This window comes from Sulfurisphaera sp. (genome assembly GCF_059755235.1).
In genome coordinates, this window is sequence record NZ_DBPRYF010000046.1 from 17,825 (window position 1) to 36,525 (window position 18,701).

General features: G+C 33.8%; 20 protein-coding genes. 12 read left to right on the forward strand and 8 right to left on the reverse strand.

The features are described from left to right. Window positions 1-4 precede the first annotated feature (4 nt). Window positions 5-2,404 carry a valine--tRNA ligase gene (locus tag AC3OCB_RS06950; protein WP_498341956.1) on the reverse strand — a complete coding sequence of 800 codons (2,400 nt, stop codon included), beginning with the start codon at window positions 2,402-2,404 and terminating at the stop codon, window positions 5-7. A gap of 85 nt (window positions 2,405-2,489) precedes the next feature. Between AC3OCB_RS06950 and AC3OCB_RS06955 the strand changes: the two genes are divergently transcribed. The 3 genes from AC3OCB_RS06955 to AC3OCB_RS06965 are packed head-to-tail and all read left to right on the forward strand — an operon-like array spanning window position 2,490 to window position 4,163. Beyond that, the gene (locus AC3OCB_RS06955) at window positions 2,490-3,464 is read left to right on the forward strand and encodes a geranylgeranyl reductase family protein (protein ID WP_498341622.1); all 975 of its coding nucleotides are present in this window, start codon (window positions 2,490-2,492) and stop codon (window positions 3,462-3,464) included. After that, window positions 3,448-3,840, forward strand: a complete 393-nt coding sequence (locus AC3OCB_RS06960) for a hypothetical protein (RefSeq protein ID WP_498341623.1) — start codon at window positions 3,448-3,450, stop codon at window positions 3,838-3,840. The genes AC3OCB_RS06955 and AC3OCB_RS06960 overlap by 17 nt, the downstream gene beginning before the upstream one ends. Next, window positions 3,837-4,163, forward strand: a complete 327-nt coding sequence (locus AC3OCB_RS06965) for a hypothetical protein (protein WP_498341624.1) — start codon at window positions 3,837-3,839, stop codon at window positions 4,161-4,163. The genes AC3OCB_RS06960 and AC3OCB_RS06965 overlap by 4 nt, the downstream gene beginning before the upstream one ends. Before the next feature lie 268 nt (window positions 4,164-4,431). On the opposite strand, the gene AC3OCB_RS06970 is transcribed toward AC3OCB_RS06965, so the two are convergent. Continuing rightward, a complete protein-coding gene (locus AC3OCB_RS06970) occupies window positions 4,432-4,650 on the reverse strand; it encodes a hypothetical protein (RefSeq protein WP_498341625.1) in 219 nt (72 codons plus the stop codon). Between the two features lie 114 nt (window positions 4,651-4,764). Between AC3OCB_RS06970 and AC3OCB_RS06975 the strand changes: the two genes are divergently transcribed. The 6 genes from AC3OCB_RS06975 (at window position 4,765) to AC3OCB_RS07000 (ending at window position 10,402) form a co-directional block, all read left to right on the forward strand. Then, complete coding sequence (locus tag AC3OCB_RS06975) at window positions 4,765-5,316, forward strand: hypothetical protein (RefSeq protein WP_498341626.1); 552 nt, start codon at window positions 4,765-4,767, stop codon at window positions 5,314-5,316. After that, window positions 5,249-5,863 (forward strand): N-glycosylase/DNA lyase, encoded by a 615-nt coding sequence (locus tag AC3OCB_RS06980; RefSeq protein ID WP_498341627.1) that lies wholly within the window; start codon window positions 5,249-5,251, stop codon window positions 5,861-5,863. The genes AC3OCB_RS06975 and AC3OCB_RS06980 overlap by 68 nt, the downstream gene beginning before the upstream one ends. A gap of 189 nt (window positions 5,864-6,052) precedes the next feature. Beyond that, window positions 6,053-6,994: a D-2-hydroxyacid dehydrogenase gene (locus AC3OCB_RS06985; RefSeq protein ID WP_498341628.1), complete on the forward strand. Its 942-nt coding sequence runs from the start codon at window positions 6,053-6,055 to the stop codon at window positions 6,992-6,994. A 1-nt stretch (window position 6,995) separates the two neighbouring features. Further along, window positions 6,996-8,111 (forward strand): pyridoxal-phosphate-dependent aminotransferase family protein, encoded by a 1,116-nt coding sequence (locus tag AC3OCB_RS06990; RefSeq protein WP_498341629.1) that lies wholly within the window; start codon window positions 6,996-6,998, stop codon window positions 8,109-8,111. Between the two features lie 25 nt (window positions 8,112-8,136). Next, window positions 8,137-8,406 (forward strand): DNA-directed RNA polymerase subunit K, encoded by a 270-nt coding sequence (locus AC3OCB_RS06995; RefSeq protein ID WP_498341958.1) that lies wholly within the window; start codon window positions 8,137-8,139, stop codon window positions 8,404-8,406. A gap of 1 nt (window position 8,407) precedes the next feature. Then, on the forward strand, window positions 8,408-10,402 hold the full coding sequence (locus tag AC3OCB_RS07000; protein WP_498341630.1) for a DNA topoisomerase I: 1,995 nt from the start codon (window positions 8,408-8,410) through the stop codon (window positions 10,400-10,402). Between the two features lie 43 nt (window positions 10,403-10,445). Here AC3OCB_RS07000 and cdvC read toward each other — a convergent pair whose 3' ends face one another. The 3 genes from cdvC to cdvA are packed head-to-tail and all read right to left on the reverse strand — an operon-like array spanning window position 10,446 to window position 13,090. Continuing rightward, complete coding sequence (cdvC, locus tag AC3OCB_RS07005) at window positions 10,446-11,558, reverse strand: cell division protein CdvC (protein ID WP_498341632.1); 1,113 nt, start codon at window positions 11,556-11,558, stop codon at window positions 10,446-10,448. 5 nt (window positions 11,559-11,563) lie between these two features. Beyond that, entirely contained in the window at window positions 11,564-12,355 is a 792-nt protein-coding gene (gene cdvB, locus AC3OCB_RS07010; protein ID WP_498341634.1) for a cell division protein CdvB, read from the reverse strand. Window positions 12,356-12,373: 18 nt separating this feature from the next. Next, window positions 12,374-13,090, reverse strand: a complete 717-nt coding sequence (gene cdvA, locus AC3OCB_RS07015; protein ID WP_498341635.1) for a cell division protein CdvA — start codon at window positions 13,088-13,090, stop codon at window positions 12,374-12,376. Window positions 13,091-13,266: 176 nt separating this feature from the next. Here cdvA and AC3OCB_RS07020 point away from each other — a divergent pair, with 176 nt between their 5' ends. Beyond that, on the forward strand, window positions 13,267-13,515 hold the full coding sequence (locus tag AC3OCB_RS07020) for a hypothetical protein (protein ID WP_498341636.1): 249 nt from the start codon (window positions 13,267-13,269) through the stop codon (window positions 13,513-13,515). Here the strand turns inward: AC3OCB_RS07020 and eno are convergent. Continuing rightward, a complete protein-coding gene (gene eno / locus AC3OCB_RS07025; protein WP_498341637.1) occupies window positions 13,512-14,762 on the reverse strand; it encodes a phosphopyruvate hydratase in 1,251 nt (416 codons plus the stop codon). The two genes, AC3OCB_RS07020 and eno, sit on opposite strands and share 4 nt — an antisense overlap. 338 nt (window positions 14,763-15,100) lie before the next feature. On the opposite strand from eno, the gene AC3OCB_RS07030 reads away from it, so the two are divergent. Together AC3OCB_RS07030 and AC3OCB_RS07035 are read left to right on the forward strand one after the other, a co-directional pair. Further along, window positions 15,101-15,418 (forward strand): chromatin protein Cren7, encoded by a 318-nt coding sequence (locus AC3OCB_RS07030; protein ID WP_498341638.1) that lies wholly within the window; start codon window positions 15,101-15,103, stop codon window positions 15,416-15,418. Beyond that, the gene (locus tag AC3OCB_RS07035; protein WP_498341639.1) at window positions 15,405-15,833 is read left to right on the forward strand and encodes a signal peptidase I; all 429 of its coding nucleotides are present in this window, start codon (window positions 15,405-15,407) and stop codon (window positions 15,831-15,833) included. The genes AC3OCB_RS07030 and AC3OCB_RS07035 overlap by 14 nt, the downstream gene beginning before the upstream one ends. Here the strand turns inward: AC3OCB_RS07035 and gcvPB are convergent. Both gcvPB and gcvPA read right to left on the reverse strand, forming a co-directional pair. Next, on the reverse strand, window positions 15,825-17,342 hold the full coding sequence (gene gcvPB / locus AC3OCB_RS07040; RefSeq protein WP_498341640.1) for an aminomethyl-transferring glycine dehydrogenase subunit GcvPB: 1,518 nt from the start codon (window positions 17,340-17,342) through the stop codon (window positions 15,825-15,827). The genes AC3OCB_RS07035 and gcvPB overlap by 9 nt on opposite strands. Beyond that, window positions 17,339-18,676 (reverse strand): aminomethyl-transferring glycine dehydrogenase subunit GcvPA, encoded by a 1,338-nt coding sequence (gene gcvPA / locus AC3OCB_RS07045; RefSeq protein WP_498341641.1) that lies wholly within the window; start codon window positions 18,674-18,676, stop codon window positions 17,339-17,341. Before gcvPA ends, gcvPB begins: the two co-directional genes overlap by 4 nt. Window positions 18,677-18,701 lie beyond the last annotated feature (25 nt).

Genomic DNA, 18,701 nt, shown 5'->3' on the forward strand with positions numbered 1-18,701 from the left:
CTGATTACTTAATGAGTTCGGCTTTGATTTCTTTTTGCTCTTCATAATCTATTTTTTCGATCTTTAGTGTTTTCTTTATATCTTGTTCTATGCTTTTTATAGTCTCTATATAGTCCTTTGGCCCTTGCAACTTTACATTTATAGTTACTGGCATAGGAATTCTATTCTGAATTTTTAGAGTTCTTACAGCTGAAGTGGTCGCTTTTATATAGTTTCCTAAAGTATCTATCCTAGGATCTTCTGCTATATCATCTACGTTTGGTAATGACTCCAGAAGTATAGACATTTTGTCTCCATAAAGTTTCCCATAGATTTCCTCCGTTATATGCGGTGCCACTGGGTGAAGCAAAATCAATAAATCCTTGAATATTCTGCTTAGCGTGTATAATACCGATTTATCTTCTTCAAATAGTCTGTGCTTGATCAATTCTAAGTATTCGTCAGCTATAGTTTCCCAGAAGTATGAGTATAAGGACTCTACTACTGTATAGAAGTCATATGAGTTATAAGCTTCTATTGTTTTCTTTACGAATTTCTTGTGTTCTTGTAAAATCCATTGATCAATTGGATGGATAACATTCGGCTTATTAAACTTCTTTTTCCCTATAAAAGGATACGAAAGCCTTCCTGCGTTCCATATTTTTTGCAATAACAGTTTCTTTCCTTTCACAGTCTCCCACTTAAATGGAAAATCATCTCCTATTCTCGCATCAAGTAGAGTCAGCCTAATGGAGTCAGCTCCGAATTCATCAACTCTGTCTAGCGGATTTACCACGTTACCTTTACTTTTGCTCATTCTTGTTCCATCGGGTCCTAAGACTTGTCCGTTTATCAGAACCTCTTTAAATGGTACATTACCCGTGAGCATTAATGTCCTAAAGAACGTGTAGAACAACCAAGTTCTGATTATATCGGTTCCTTGCATTCTTAAGGAAGCTGGAAATGTCCTCTTGAACTTCTCCTTATCAGTATAAAATCCTGTTAGATAAATAACTGTAACGCTTGAATCTATCCATACATCTGCTACATCAGTAACAGGTTTTAATGGAAGACCACAATATGGACATTTTTCATATGGTGGTTTAGTCTTTGTTGGATCTATAGGAAGGTCTTCTTCTTTAGCTGGGATTAGATGATTATTATCACAATACCAGAATGGTAAAGGAGTACCATAAATTCTTTGTCTGCTTATATTCCAATCCCATTCAAGGCTCTTTATCCAGTCTTCTAAGTAATATGCCATTCTAGCTGGAGTAAACTTCATTTTCTTATACTCTTCTAGTAATTTATCCTTGAACTGCAACGTCTTTATAAATACTTGTTTTTTCACAAGAAATTCTATGGGAGATAAACAGTCGCTTCTCTCAGTATGTGAAAGTACGTTATGCTTAAACTTCTCTACTTTAATTAAATAGCCCTTCTCTTTTAGTAACTCAATCATTTTCTTTTTAGCATCTTCTACTTTCAATCCATCTAAAATTCCATTAGTATTCTTTATCCTTCCTCTTTCATCGATTAATTCTGTGACTGGTAAATTATATTTTAGTTGCCATTTAATATCTTGTGGATCACCGTAAGTGCTTATCATCACAGCGCCAGTTCCGAAATCTTTTTCTACTGCTTCATCAGCTATTATCTTTACTTCCTTATTGAAAATAGGAACAATAACGGTTTTTCCTATCAAGTTTTTATATCTTTCATCTTCCGGATGAACAGCAACTGCTTGAGTAGCCCCTAAAAGTTCTGGTCTTGTAGTTGCAATAATCACTTCTCCGCCATCTTTCAGTGGGAATTTAATGTAAGCGATTAGACCTTCTTTTTCAAGATAACCAACTTCACTTTGTGCTAATGCGGTTTCACATTTTGGGCACCAGTATACTGGTCCTTCTCTTAGCTCTATCAATCCCATTTTATGCATATCTAACAAGCTTCTTTGTATTATCTTTCTATAATTAGGTTCATAAGTTTTATATTCATATTTTTCCCATTCTGGTCTATAGCCTAATCTTGTCATTGCCTCTTTCATTTTACTTATCATATCGTTTGTCCATTCAATACATTTCTGTAAGAATAGCTCTCTATTATCTTTTGGCACTTTAAGCTTATATTGAACTTTTAACTCTGTGGGCAATCCTTGAGTATCCCATCCTTGAGGTAAAAGTACGTTATAGCCTTGTAACCTTTTGAATCTACTTATGGTATCAGCTATCGTAACCCAATATGCATGACCCATGTGAAGTTCTCCACTTGTAAAAGGTGGTGGAGTATCTATCACAAATACTGGGGATTGCTCATCCTCATCTCTGAATCTAAATACCTTTTCCCAATACTCTTTTGTTAACCATATCTTTTGCCATCTTAATTCTATTTCTTTTGGGTCATAATGTTTAGGCCATTCTTCCATTTTCTTATTGATCTCTTCTTGGGATAACAATAACTAAATCACCTTAACACTAATTTATTAGGATCTGCTTTAAAAAGCATTTAAAATGACAAAAATAGCGGTTTTAGGTGGTGGAGTTTCCGGTTCATTGTTATCTTATTTGATTAAAACTAGAACTAATTATGATATAAAATTATTTGATTTGAGAGAAAAATATGTAAAGCCTTGTGGAGATATAGTACCAAACGTTTATTCACCTCCAATACCCTGGGATGTGAAATTCAGAATAAAGAGGTTCGCATTTTATCTTGATGGCGAATTAATGAATGAAGTTGAGTATAGAAATACTAAATGGCTGGTAATAGATAAGTGGGGATGGATAAACAAAATGAGGGAAAAAGTAGGAGTAAACCACGTGTCACTTTTTAACAAAAATGACTTTGATTATGTGATAGATGCTAAAGGCCCTTATGATATGGATAGAAACGTGGTTTACACAACTAGAGCTTTGATAAAAACGAATAAGTTTGACGACATTGCTATATTCGAATTCAACACAAAATATACCGGTTTTTATTGGGTTTTTCCCAGTGAAGAAGGGGTATTAAATGTAGGTGCAGGATTTTTAGAGTATAAGAATTCTAAAGAGCTAATCCTTAATTATATAAAAGAGAGATATGGAGATGCGCAATTTCTTGATATAAGAGGAGCTCCAATATCTGTGTCTCCGATAAAAGACAAAAAGTTCAAAATAGGTGAGGCCAGGGGTTTAGTTTTTCCATTAAGCGGTGAAGGGATACGACCTTCTGCTATATCAGCTGAAAAAGCATTCGAAGCCTTGTACAAGGAGAAAGATTTTGAAGCCCATATGGACGAATCACTTAAGAAATTGTATAATGCTCTTAACATACAGCACTTGGCACTAAAGCTTTATCGTAACTCTTCTCTCTCATTAAGGAAATCTTTATTGAAGGTTTTATTTAAGAGCGATATACTTATAGATGCATACTTAGAAGATAAAATAACTTTAGAAGGAATTATGGAATCAGCGAGGTTTATTAAAGATGGAATTGTACGTTGAAAACAGCAAGAGTAAATCTGGTAAACATGCTATTAGAACATTAATTTATCTTGTTGACGGTAATAATATAATAGAATATAAGCAATTTAAAATAAAAAGAAAAGTTCAAGGTATTTATAGGATAGGAGAAGCAGAAATAATAGATCTACCTAACGATAAAACCTTTGTTTATATAACTATAGTAAAAACCATCAAAAATAAAGTTAAAGGAAGAGTAATAGTTTATTCTAGAGGGGAAGAAAAGTTAAGAATGAATTACAGAAAATTAAAGTTAAAACTAATCACTGGAGATAAGAATTATGCGGAAATAGTAAAAAGTATATTAGAAAGACTAAATATTCCAATCAAGAAGATAAATCTTAAAGAGGTAAGATGATGTTTAGAGTAGAATTTACTCTTCTGAGCTCTGATCCGTTTAGTACGTCAAAACTACCTTATGCCATAGAAAGTATAGAAAGAGAACTTAGTGATGTTTGTACTCCAATTAAAGCAGGAGCAACCATTATGTGTGCTCCATCAAGGGATTCTCTGATAGTTGTTTATACTGCGTTTAATGAAACTAAGCAACTTAATGTTTACATAAGAGTCGAATCTTTAGACGCCCAGACATTAGTTCAATTAATCGATAAGATAAATAAGAAAATAAGGCAAGAAGGCTATGTAATGACTTTATCTAGGACTTTCTCTAGTTCTACATAGATATTTTCAAAATTAACATTTTCATTATTAAGCTTTAAAACTACATTACAAAGGTAAGTATGTAGTCTAGTTCTACAGAAAATTAACTTTAATAAAGTAAAATTGTCTGTAGAATAACTTAGGTCTACATATGCTATCTTATTATTCACAAAATTTAATTTGCTTATAAAATCTTTTTTACTATCAATAATAAAATCCGTATCCATATAGACTAAAGAACCATTTAATATAGTAACTTGCTTGTCGTTTATAAAAAATTTCTTTGTATTCATATTACAGGCACTAACTCCGTGCCACAGTATGGACATTTATGCTTTAGGCCTCTTGCGTCTGCTTCACAGAAATATGCATTATATTTCTTTTCACATTTAGGGCATTTATATACTAAATCAGTGCCTATCTTTAACTTTCTATTACATATTATGCATTCTACAGTAAACCATCCGCTGTGCCCATAAGCATTCGTTCCTCTAATTCTAATACTCATGGTTAGAAAATGGAATACTGAGATATTTATATTTAACGTGAAGGATGGAGTTATACTGTTTTCCGCAAAAAGTGGATTTAATTAGTTCTTTTGAGTTATAATATATGAGATATGTTGAAAGCTATTGCAGAATATTTTAGGGGCGAAGAAGTACAATTATACCATGGTATTATAGGTATTAAGGTTAATAAAGTAGGAGAAGAGGAAATAGATTTGAAAACGGAAGATGAGATAGAAAATATTAAATTAAAAGAAGGAATTGTATATGTGCATAATTCTGTTCCTCTTCTAGTTCAAGGAGTTAATGTAAAATATGTACTTCCTAAACCATTAAAATTACTAAAAATAGGTGTACCAAAATCTGTAGATAACCCAGACCAAGTTCCTATGGACTATATCACATTCTTTGACAAAGACTATATTCTGATAGGGATAGATCTTACAGATAATTTTGACAAACCGTTTGTAGTTTTAGAGTTTGAGGAAGGCTTTACCAAAGTTATTCTCAAAGATGAATTTGCCAGAGCTGTACCAGTCCAAGTTAAATCAGTAAAAGAAAAGAAGGGAAAGACAAAGAAAACTAAGAGGAAGAAGAAGAGTGCTAAGAGATCTAGTGGAAAACAAAAAGCTAAGGGCAAGAGTGCTAGAAAGAGCAGAAGAGTTTAAGCTAAACAACAGAGCAGGAGAAGGCGTTTGGTTTAGAGAATTGATTTTATGTATTTTAACTTCTAATAGTTCTTTTATATCAGCCTATAAGGCTCTAAATTATATTTTTGATGATGTATTATATTTGGATCAAGAGCAAATAAGCAAAAGATTGCGTGAAGCCGGTTATAGATTTTATAATTTAAAATCGAAATATATTTATAAAGCAAAACAATGGTACGGTAATTTATCCGTTAAAATAAAGAAAATGGCTAATGAATCACAAGAGGAAGCTCGAGAATATATAATAGAAAATATATATGGACTAGGATTAAAAGAAGCAAGCCATTTTCTAAGAAACGTAGGTTATTTTGACCTAGCTATTATAGATAGGCATCTGCTAAGATTCTTAAATCAAATAGGAACTAGTAATTTAAAACTTAAAAGCAATAAGGATTATTATTTAGGTGAAAGTATACTAAAGTCGATCGCTTCTAATTTGAATATTCAAGTAGGTCTGTTAGACTTGTTTATATTTTTTAAACAGACTAATACAATCGTAAAGTAGAATAAAAAAATATAAAAGTGAGTAATAAATGGATAACATGAGTTAAAAATGAATACAACTAAATTGGTCAAACTTCTTGGTAAGATAAGCAACATATTCTATTATACTTCCTACTCTTTCTTCTTCTCATCATCATCAATTTCATGTTAAACTTCTTTTGTAGCTTCATTTAAAAGGGGTGTAATATGTATGGCCTTGTACACTATAAAAGCCTTAATAACAGATCCAATAGATGATATACTAATTCAAACACTAAAAGATAAAGGAGTACAAGTAGATTATATTCCAGATATAAGCAGAGAGGAGCTATTAAATACAATAGCTAACTATGACATAATAGTAGTAAGAAGTAGAACAAAAGTAGATAAAGAAGTTATTGAAAGAGGCAAAAAACTAAAGATTATTGCTAGGGCAGGAATAGGCTTAGACAACGTAGATACAGAAGAGGCTGAAAAAAGAAATATAAAAATTGTATATGCACCAGGTGCTTCTACTGATTCTGCAGTTGAATTAACAATAGGTCTAATGATTGCAGGTGCAAGAAAAATGTATACATCAATGAATCTCGCTAAATCTGGTATCTTTAAAAAATTAGAAGGGCTTGAATTAGCTGGCAAAACTATTGGAATAGTGGGTTTTGGTAGAATAGGAACAAAAGTTGGTATTATAGCTAGTGCAATGGGTATGAAAGTGTTAGCTTATGACGTTGTGGACATTAAAGAAAAAGCAGAAAGGATAGGTGCTAAAGCTGTAACTTTAGATGAGTTGGTAAAAGAATCGGATGTTATAAGCTTACATGTAACGGTTGGGAAAAATGCAAAGCCAATAATAGATTATCCTCAATTCGAAATGATGAAAAATGATGTAATTATTGTAAATACAAGTAGAGCTGTTGCAGTAAACGGAAAAGCACTACTTGATTATATCAAAAAAGGCAAAGTCTATGCCTATGCTACAGATGTGTTTTGGAACGAACCACCAAAAGAAGAATGGGAATTAGAGTTACTTAAACATGAAAGAGTAATAGTAACTACTCACATAGGTGCTCAGACCAAGGAAGCCCAAAAAAGAGTAGCCCACATTACGGCACAGAACCTAGTTAGTGCCATGAGAGAACTAGGGATGATTTAAAATGATGTTAATACCAGGACCGGTCGAAGTACCAAGAAGCGTACAAGAAGCTTCTACTTTGGTAATAAATCATAGAAGTGAAAAATTCAGAGAGATTGTGACCAATTTAGAAAGTTTAATGAAAAAACACTTTAGTGCTAATAGAGTTGCTCTCCTTACTGGCTCAGGTACACTAGCAGTAGAAGCCATGGTTTATTCACTTACAAAACCTAATGAAAAAGTAGTAACATTTCCTTATGGTGAATTTGGGAAGAGACTGGCAGAATCTCTAAAAAGAAGAGGTACAAATGTTAAAATATATGAGAAAGCCGTAGGCAGTATACCTTCACTAGAAGAGATAAAAATGGCGTTAGATGAAAATAAAGATGCAACTACAGTTGCAATAGTTCATAATGAGACAAGCTCTGGTATGGCTTTTAGGAACTTAGAAGAGGTCGTGAACATAGCTAGGAAAAGGGGATTAAAGATTCTTGTAGACTCTGTGTCTGGTTTTGCTGCATATAAAATTCTTGTGAACGAATGGAAGATAGATGCAGTAGCCACAGGGAGTCAAAAAGCTCTTGCTTCTGTACCTGGTATGGCTTTTGTTGCTTTATCTGAAGAGAGTGTGAATGAATTGGTTAAAGAATCATTACCATCATATCTTGATATAGCTCTTCATTTAAAGTTCCAAGATAAAGGGGAAACACCGTTTACACCAGCAGTAGGTGTGTTCAATTCCTCATTGAGAGCTGCAGAGTTACTAGCTGTGGAAGGTATTGAAAACAGATGGAAGAGGCATGAAGCTTGTGCAAGATTTGTAAGGGAAGCGACATCCTCATATGGATTTTCACTTTTAGGCAATGAAACCAACTTCTCAAATACAGTGGTTGCAGGAGTACCACCAGTCCCAGACTACAAAAAGAAATTGAAAGAATTTAACATAGAGATATCGGGAGGAATAGGAGAGTTAAAAGACAAAATTGTAAGGTTTGGATTATTGGGAGTGGTAGATGATAGAGCAGTCAATAAACTATTAGAGGCTACAGCAAAAATATTAGATAAAAAATATGAGTTTACTCCGCCAAAAGACTGCAAACTGCCCGAACTGCTACAAAAAGAAGTAATCTGGAGTTAATCTTATTTAACACCTTACGAAGTGAATAACTGTGAGTAGTATAAATAAAATTTTTGAGGAAAGCTGGGAAAATAGACTTACTAAATACGAAATCGCGAGAATTATAAGCGCAAGAGCATTACAACTTGCAATGGGTGCTTCTCCTTTGATTGATACAAACAATCTGCCGTATAACGATGTGATAAGTATAGCAGAAGAAGAACTAAAACGTGGAGTTTTACCAATAACTGTAAGGAGAGTTTATCCAAATGGGAAAGTAAAACTAGTCTCCGTTAAAAAGGTCGAGTTTAAATAACATGAGTTGTGATCCCAAAAATTATGTTTTAATTATAGCAGAAAAGAGCAAAGCTGCTAAAAAAATAGCAGAAGCACTAGCTGAAAAACCCAAAACATGTAAAAAATATTCTGTTAATTATTGGATTGTTAACTACAAAGGAAAAATTAATGTTATTGCACCAGCTGCTGGTCATCTGTTTAACCTTTATGGAAACAACTCATTTCCTGTTTTTTCAATGGAATGGAAACCTTTGTGGGAAATTGATGATTCAGCTAAATATACAAAAAAATATTATTATCTTTTGAGCTCTTTATCAAAAAGTGCTCTAGAATATATAAACGCATGTGACTATGATATTGAAGGTTCAGTTATAGGTTATATGATAATAAAATTCTTTGGTGATCTGAAAAGAGCTAAAAGAATGAAATTTTCCGCTTTAACTAAGCACGATATACTTAGCGCTTATACTAATTTATCTTCGCTAGACTACAATATGATAAATGCAGGTATTGCTAGGCATAAAGTAGACTGGTTATGGGGAATTAATGTAAGTAGAGCATTGATGATAGCAGTGAAGTCAGTCAGTAACAAGAGAGTGGTGCTAAGTGCTGGAAGAGTTCAAAGCCCCACGTTAATCCATGTAGTAGATAATGAGATTTCAAGGGAACAATATGTACCTTTACCACTCTACAAAATCAACGTCAAAATAGCAATAGGTAATCAAACTATTAGTTTTTCCATAGATAGAACTTTTGATAACAAAGAGACAGCGCAAGAACTCGCTAATAAAATTAAAAAATCAAAAGCTATTGTAAAAGAAATTAGACTGGAAGAAAAACCGTTAATAAGACCTCCACCGTTTAATCTAGGGGATCTACAAGTAGAAGCAGGCAGATATCTGAATTATTCTCCCTATTACGTAGAAAGACTTGCAGAAGAGCTATATCTTGATGGATTAATAAGCTACCCAAGGACTAACAGCCAAAAAATCCCTCCCTCAGTTGATATTAAAGGAATCGTTAGCGGTTTAGAAGGTAATTTCAAAAGTCTGATTGGAATCCTAAGAAACATAACAAAAGGAGAATACATAGTTAGGCAAGGAAGCAAAGATGATCCTGCACATCCTGCGATTTATCCTACTGGAAATCAAATACAGAACAAACTTCCTTTACAACAATATAAATTATATGAGTTAATCACAAGAAGATTTTTAGCTAGTATATCAAAAGATGCAGTAATTCAGACTCAGAGAGTTTCAATAGAACTAAAAGGGATTAATTTAACACAAGAAATAACTAGACAAAAAACCAAGTTTAAAGGATGGCTAATATTGTATCCTTATCATGAAATAAAAGATGAAGAGTTTTTAGATGTGAAGGAAGGGGAAGAAGTAAAAATAGATGCAGTCTCAATTAAGATGGATCTAGTAAAACCCACAGTAAAAAGGTATAATAAAATACAGTTACTAAAGTGGATGGAAAACTCAAAATTAGGAACAGAAGCGACCAGAGGTAGAATTATTGAGACCTTATTCGATAGGAAATATCTTATACAAAAAAGAGGCTCAATTTCTCCTACACCTTTAGGAATAGTGGTAGTAGAAATTCTTAAGGACTATTTTAAGGATATAACAAGTGTAGAATTTACATCAAAAATGGAAGAAAAGTTAGACACCATAGCAGAGGGCAAAGTCACGGTAGACGATGTAGTTAAAGAAACCACTCTCACTCTTTCAAATTATTTAGAAAATTACGAGAAAGTTAAAGATGAGATAGGAATTAAACTTTCTAAGATACTAGGATTAAAGAAATATGAGAGATGTAAATTCTGTGAGTTAGAGGCAGAGTATAATGGATTGTGTAAGTATCATTACGAGGCATCTATTAAATTAAAAGAAGCGATAAACCTATGGAAGAATAGGACAAAATTAGAAGAGAAACAAATTTTGAAAAAAATTTATACTTCAAAGTCTACCGGGAAATATGTAAAAGATATTATATCACAGATGATGTGAGTCATGCCAGATTGAGTGGTGATAGCAACTCTGGGGTATCTGATTATAACGCTTTAAATTTCTCGGCCCAGGCTTCGTACGCTTTAATCATTTCTTGATTAACGCTTGGTTTTCTTATTTTTAACACTTCAATGAAATCCTCCATATTCACAGGCCTTGGTTCATTTAGATTATTTACGAACATTTCCTTAACAGCTCTTATATGTGCACTCTGTACAATATCTTTAATGTCACTTGCAGTGTAACCTTCAGTGATCTCTGCAAGCTTATTTAGATCTATATTTTCCATTTTTATCCTTGAAGTATAGTACTGCAGCAATGCTAATCTTTGTTGATAATCTGGTAGCCTTACATATATTCTCTTTTGGAACCTTCTAAGAAATGGTTCATCCAATCTCCACGGTTTATTTGTAGCTCCAATAACATATACTTTGTAATTCTCTGATTTATCTTGCAACCCGTCCATTTCTTTCAAGAACTGATTCCTAACCCTTGCCTCTCCACCATTTTCACTACTATAGATACCTAGTATAGCGTCTAACTCATCAACGAATATTATTACGGGTTTTTCTTCTTTCTTGCTTATTTCTCTTGCTTTATTAAACACTTTTGCAACATTTTTTTCTGCCTCTCCAAGCCACTTTGACATTATTGAGGCAGCATCAACTTGAATAAAATAGGAATCTATTTCATTTGCAACAGCTGCGGCTATCATTGTTTTTCCATTACCTGGCGGACCATAAAGTAAAATTCCTCTAGGCCAACCTAATGGGAATAGATCTGGTCTTTTACTTGGATAAACTATTGCTTCTTTTAGTGCCTCTTTTACATCATCTAAACCAATTATGTCATTGAATGAGACTTTTGGCTTTTCCTTTACGATTAAATCGTCAATTTCTACTTGTTTTTTGGAGTCTCCTCCCTCAGCCGGTAATGCCTCCTTTAATACTTCTATTCTTCTTTTATACTCATTAATCATCTGATGATAAACTTTAATGGATGAGGAATCAGGGTAAAGAGATATTAGCTGTGAAAGAACTTCTATTGCTTTCTTGTAATTATTTATTGCTTCCTCACTATTTCCTTCTTTATCAGCCTTCACAGCATTAATAGCATATTTTCTTGCCATTTCCTCTAACATTGATTGTGCAGACATTCATGTTACCCCTCCAAAGATACTAGCCCCTTATCTGCCAAACTCTTCAAGAGGTTAAGCACATCATCTTTCTCTACATTATATAATTTAGAGAAATGATCTATGTCTAAGAATCCGCCTGTTTGCTTTATATAATCTAACAGCTCGTTTTCGCTTATTTTTCTTTTTTGTTTTGACTCTACTTTTACTTCTATGGCTTGTCTTCTTGGACTTTCAGAGGGTGGATATGGTAGTTCTGGTAATAATTCCTTTAATTTATTTTCTGCCATGTTCTTTGTCTCATTTAATATCTTTTGAGCTTCTTCGTCAACTACAGTAGGAACTACACTTTTTTCGCTCAACACACCAGTTTCTATTGCTATACTATTTACGCTACTAGTGATAGAATCTAGTGCCATTGCAACTTCTGGGGAAACCCCTCTTATTTGGTCTTTTAATTGATTTAAGACTTTCATAATCGGAAGTAGGACTAACGAGACACCTTGTAACTCTTTTACTGTATCTAATTTTATTCTTACTTTTTCAATAGCCAAATACGCTGTGTATATAATTTTTATTATTTTTCTAATATCAGATATCTCTTGAGCGTAAATTGTAGCCTTTGCAACATCTCCTTCAATTTGAGCCCTAACAACCTTCTCATAAAGCTCTTTATCCCGATCTCGTAATCTTCTCATTCCCTCATCTAGTCTATCTTGCTGTTCTTTTAACTTCAAAGAAATATCTATAATAACTTTACCCAACTGTGCCCTACGCTTCTTATCATTGTTAAAAAGAGAGGAAAACTTGTCAAACATACTATTTCACTAAATTGGTTACAAAGTATTTATTACTCTTACGGGTATTGGTACCGGTACTTCCGATTTATTGTTATCATTCTTTATAGATTGGTCTTGTGTCGTGGATAATGAGGGAGAAGGCTTAATATCTATTGTTTCTTTGTCTAAGCCATCCAATTTATCCAATGTTTTCTTTATATCATCTCTCTCTAGAGTATAGCTCTCCTTTGATTGTCTTAATATTTCCATAGAACTTTTGTATGATACTTCTGGTAATTCGCTTGATATATAACTCATTTTTAACGATATAGTAGCCTTATCTATTTTGGCTAACTGGTCTTCAATCTCATTTAGCCTATTCTTTAACTTATTCTTTAACTTAACGTGTTCCTCTTTAACCTTTAATAATTCCGCGTCAAGTTTTCTTTTCATTTCATCATACATACTTTTTGGAATTTCTTGTTTGGAATACAGCTCTTCTAATGCTTTCTGTCTTCTTCTTATTTTATCCATATAACCTAAGATTTTTATCGCATCAGTTTTCCACTCTGGCAATAACACGACATTATCGCCATCAGATTTCACGCTTTCAGGGTTTACAGTAACAAATGAATTACCATAAGAAATTTCAATTCCAGTTATCGTGCCATCAATCTCTGTATATACATGTATTATGTTGCCTACATCCCTTCCATAAATATCTTTAATCTTTTGCCCAACAAATTTCGTTAATACATCAACTGAAACTGGCATGGTAATACTCCTCAAAAGTAAGAGCTCTGTAGTAATACATTTAAAAGGATTTGGGCACCTCAGAAGGTAGGGACTCAGCACCTATAAGCGCTTTTAACCGTCATCATAGGCTAGGAAAATATTATGTAATAAAACTTAAAAAAGGTGTATGAGTAAATTATACTTTACGATTTGGTATGAGCTTACAAAATCTTGCTAATGTTACTTCTCAAATAGCAGGAATGTTTCATTTTAATACATCGCCAATAGCTACAGCATTAATAGTAGTAGGGATATCAATAGCCCTTATGGTTATAATAGGGGCAATAATATACGGCTTAGTTAAAGCGTTTAAAGAGTTACCTAATATGCCAGTTAGACAGTTCATAATGCTAATGCTTGTCTTAGCCATATTCATGATAGTTGTAGGAATTCTTCTACCTTAAAGTGAGATATTTTTTCCATAATATTCTAGCCCATAATCTGTTTCTATTTCTAATAATCTATTGTATTTACTAGTTCTTTCGCCTCTAGCAGGAGCGCCAGTTTTTATGAAATCGCTCTGAACACCTACTGCCAAGTCAGCTACAAAAGAATCTTCTGTCTCACCACTTCTATGACTTACAATGTTTTTAATAGAATTCTTTTTTGCAAATTCTATATATTCAAATGTTTCAGACAATGTTCCTATTTGATTTGGCTTTACTATTGTACCTCTTGCAGATCCTTTCTCAATACCTTTCTTTAAATACTCAATATTAGTTGTAAATAGATCATCACCCGTAATTATGCTCTTCTTTAATTTTTGCTGTAAAATAGAAAATCTCTCAAAATCATTCTCATTAAATGGATCTTCTATATATAATAACGGATATCTGTTAGCTAATTGGGTATAATAATCTATCATCTCATCTGGAGTATACTTCTTACCATCAATCTCATAATTTGATCCATCAAAGAAGTCACTTGAAGCTGCATCAATACCCATCATGATCTTATCCTCGTAACCAGAATTCTTAATTGAAGTATACACAAGATCTAATGCGTCTTCCGTTTTCTCTAGTGGTGGCGCTATTCCACCCTCATCCCCTAGCATAGTGTAAACTTTTCCATACTTTTCCGTGACCAACCCCTTTAGGTTTTTATAAACTTCATCAGCAGCAAATAACGCTTCACTAAACGTATCGAACTTAAGAGGAATTATAATAAACTCTTGAATTTTCAATTGACTACCCGCATGTAAACCTCCATTTAATATGTTTAATAGTGGTACTGGCAAGTATTTTACTCTAGGTCCTCCAATGTATTGAAAAGCCTCTAGCCCTAATGTTTTTGCTGCAGTTTTTAATACTGCTATAGAAGTAGCAATTGTAGTATTTCCACCAATTTTTGATTTATTGGGCGTTCCATCCATTTTTATTAACGTCTCATCAATAGCTAACTGATTTCTTACATCGAAATCTCTTAACGAATCATTTAGCAAACTGTTAACTAACTCTACGGCTCTGGTAACTCCACCATCTTGATCTCTTAATTCTATAGCTTCTCTACTTCCCTTGGAGGCTCCTGCTGGAGCGTCACCTGTAGCTGAGATCTCTCCATAAGTTTCTACTTTCACTCTAATTGTCTTATTTCCTCTAGAATCAAGTATCTGGTATCCCTTTATTTTTTTAATTCTAAATAGATCACTCATAAATAAGCCCCATTCATATTTAGAGACAAGGATTAATATGTCATTATGTCTCTGCTTTTTGCCATTTGTGGTTTATGGTTTTCTCACTCCATTTTATGCTAAACTCCTTAAAGGAAAATTAAGTAATGAAAAAGGGTTTTATTTAGCTTGGACAACAGCTCCTTATCTCATATCATATTTTTATTCTCCTTTTCTTCTATATCCTTTTCTTCTCTTTTTTAATTTTATCTCATATATTTTCGCGTTAAAAATAAAGATAAATTTCCTAGTCGTAACAATGTTTTTAACAGCAATATTAGGAGAATTAATTTATAGTCTTGTTTTTCAACATACAAATTATGCCTAGGAAAAAGCAAACTGACCCAAATGTATGTCCTGTATGCGGAACAAGAGTGGAAAAACCAGTAAAGACATGGCAATTAGTTTCTCCATTGCCAGATGCATATGGAAGAATAACAATAACTGTTATGGGATCGTTTGAATGCCCTAACGGACATAAATGGAAAGCTGTAGTTTCTAAAATCAGAGCCGGAGGAAGTTCTGTTGAAGTAGAAGGTAAAAAAGGAGTAAAGAAAATAGGTGAAGAGGAACAAAAAGAGGAAGATAGAGGAGAAGTAATAGAGTTAGATTTAAGTGACCTAGATGAAGAAGAGTGATATTTTTCTTTTAGTTGTTATCGTTTTGATATATATTGTAGTGCTCTCTGGTATAGTACAGACTGCAAGTGTAGAAGGAGTTTCAATGTATCCAGTTTTTCAAAATGGTGACCTAACATTCTATACCACGTCACATAACATAAGCGTCGGTAATATAATAATTTATAAATCTCCTACTTTTAATACATATGTCATTCACCATGTAATAGCGATAAATTTTGTTGATGGGCAAAAATACTATGTAACGCAAGGGGTTGATAATATAACAAATCCACAGCCAGATAGTAAAATAGGCTTAGAATCCCCTTATGGCATATCACAAGCACGTGTTGTCGGAAAAGTAGCTGAAGTTAACGGATTAGTTATATCGATACCTTACCTAGGATACATCTCCATATTATTTTCTTCACTTTAAGGGACCAATTTTTCCTTCTTCTCTTAATCTTTTAACTCTAAATGTAGGAGTAACGCTAGAAGGATGATTAGCAACAACTTGATCTAATCTCCTAACAGCAGTGTTCCTGGGAGCATTAACCACTTCTGACGGGTTTTTGTATGAAAGTTCAATTATATCCTTTATAGCGTTAGCAAAATCGTCTAAAACCTCTTTAGGCTCTGTCTCAGTAGGTTCAATCATAAGAGCTTCCTCAACATTTGGTGGGAAGTAAATCGTTGGAGCATAAAATCCTCTATCAAGCAAAGCTTTAGCTATGTCATTTGCAGTAACTCCAGTTTCCTTAGCTAAAGGCTTAGCTGAAAATACAACCTCATGCTTTCTAGGTCTATGAGGGGCAATTAACTCTAGACCTTTAGTTTCCTTTAATTTTGAGATTAAGTAATTAGTTGCTATTGTACTCATCTTACCAACTAAGCTAATGCCTTCAGCACCTAAACCTAGGATATAGGAATATGCCCTAACCACGTTACCAATATTTCCATAAAATGTAGCAATTTTACCTATACTATAACGAGGTATGTAAGATAATGTATAATTACCATTCTTCTTCTCCACCAAAGGATAAGGTAAGTAATCAACCATCTCACCTTTGGCACAGACAGCCCCAGCACCAGGTCCTCCACCACCGTGTGGAACAGAGAAAGTCTTATGTAAATTCAAATGAACTATATCAAACCCCATATCCCCTGGTCTTACAACACCTAAAATTCCGTTAAGATTAGCCCCATCATAATAGAGTTTTGCATCGACATTGTGTATACTTTTTGCAATTTCAAGTATGTTTTCTTCAAACAAACCAAGCGTATTAGGATTAGTTAACATAAACCCAGCAGTCTTTTCACTTACAACTTCCTTTAGAACATCTATATCAACTAACCCCTCATTATTAGATCTAATATAGATAACTTTGAAATTCTCCATCGAGGCACTTGCTGGATTAGTTCCATGTGCAGTATCAGCAACCAGCATTTCATCTCTGTTCCTTCTTCCTTTTGTCTCATGATATTTTTTAATCATCAGAACACCAGCTAGTTCTCCAGATGCACCTGCAGGGACTTGCAAACTACATAGATCCATCCCAGTTATCTCAGCTAACCATCTTTGCATATCATAAATTACTTCAAGAACTCCTTGCACGGTTGACTCGTCTTGTAATGGGTGCAAATCTTGCGTTAAGCTTCCAGTTTTTTCTTCTATTTTAGGGTTATACTTCATAGTACAAGATCCTAATGGGACCATACCATTATCTACACCAAAGCTCATTTGGGACAATCTGATAAAATGCCTTACAACTTCTAATTCACTTAGCTCAGGTAAGTTTATTTCTTTTCTTCTAAGCTTTTCTGGTATTTCAACCTTAATCTCTTTCCTTAACTCCTCTTCAGATGGTATTTTAGTCCCTATTCTTCCTTTCCCTTTATACTCAAAAACCAACGGCTCATCCCATACTGCTTGATGCCACCTCACTCCCTTATCACCTCTACTAAATTATCTATCATTTCTTTAGTGTGAACTTCAGTAACACAAAATAGTGCTTGAGTCTTCGAGAGGTTTAATCCTCCTTGGATGCTGTTTTCTAAAAGTTTACTGTGAATTTCGTCATAGTCCCTGTTAAAATCTACAGCAAACTCCTCAAAGAAGTCTCCTCTATAAATTGTATTAGCTCCGATTTCTTCCAACTTCTTTTTGGCATAATGGCTCCTCACATATATCTCTTCTGCAAGATCTTGTAAACCATTCCTCCCAAGCAACGAAAGATATACGGCAGCAGCTATAGCCATTAAAGCCTCGTTAGTAGTTATGTTAGATGTAGCTTTTTCTCTTCTTGCAAACTGTTCCCTAGTTTGTAAAATTAATGTAAAACCTCTGTTGCCATCGGTATCTTTAGTTAGGCCCACAATTCTTCCGGGCATTTGTCTGACTAATTGTCCTTCCCATCTTGTAGCCAAAATTCCTAGTAAAGGTCCGCCAAAGTTTAAAGGCAATCCTAGTTCTTGTCCATCCCCTACTGCAATATCAACGTCATATTCCCCTGGTGGTTTTATTAAACCAAGGGCAAGTGGAGAAACACCCATAATAGTTATAATTTTCTTCTTTTTAGCTAAGTCAACTACAGCCTCAATTTCATCTTCAATTACTCCATAAAAGTTTGGTTGCTGGATGTAAATTGCGGAAACATCATCGGTCATCATTTTTTCTAGCTCTTCAATGTCTATCGTGCCAGTGTCTTTTTTCTCTGGCATATCAACTAATTTTATTTCCTTGCCATAAGTCCATGTTTTCACAACTTCCTTATGGTAAGGGTTCATCAATCTAGGCACTAAAACGGTCTTTTTCTTATTTATTCTGTTAGCCATCAAGATAGCTTCTGCTAAAGCACTCCCCCAGTCGTAAAGTGAAGCATTTACTACTTCCATTTCAAAAAGTTCAGCTATGAGGCTTTGATATTCAAAAAGAGCTTGAAGTAAACCTTGGGAAATTTCTTGTTGATAGGGAGTGTATGCTGTATAAAACTCTGATCTGCTTATGATGAATTTAACAGCTTCTGGCACGTAATGGGGACAAATTCCTCCTCCTAAAAACGGAGGTGCGACTAATTTCTTATTTTTATTTTTTAATTCTTCTAGCTTTAGAGATATTTCGTATTCTGAAAGAGGTTTTTTATAATCAATGTTAAGTTCTCTTTTTAATTTTACTTCTTCTGGTACGTCTTTGAAGAGTTCATCGATTCTACTGACACCTATGCTCTCTAGCATTTCTTTAATGTTTTTTATATTAGGTAACCAAGGATGCATCTCCATATAAATATGCCTACTAGTATTCATA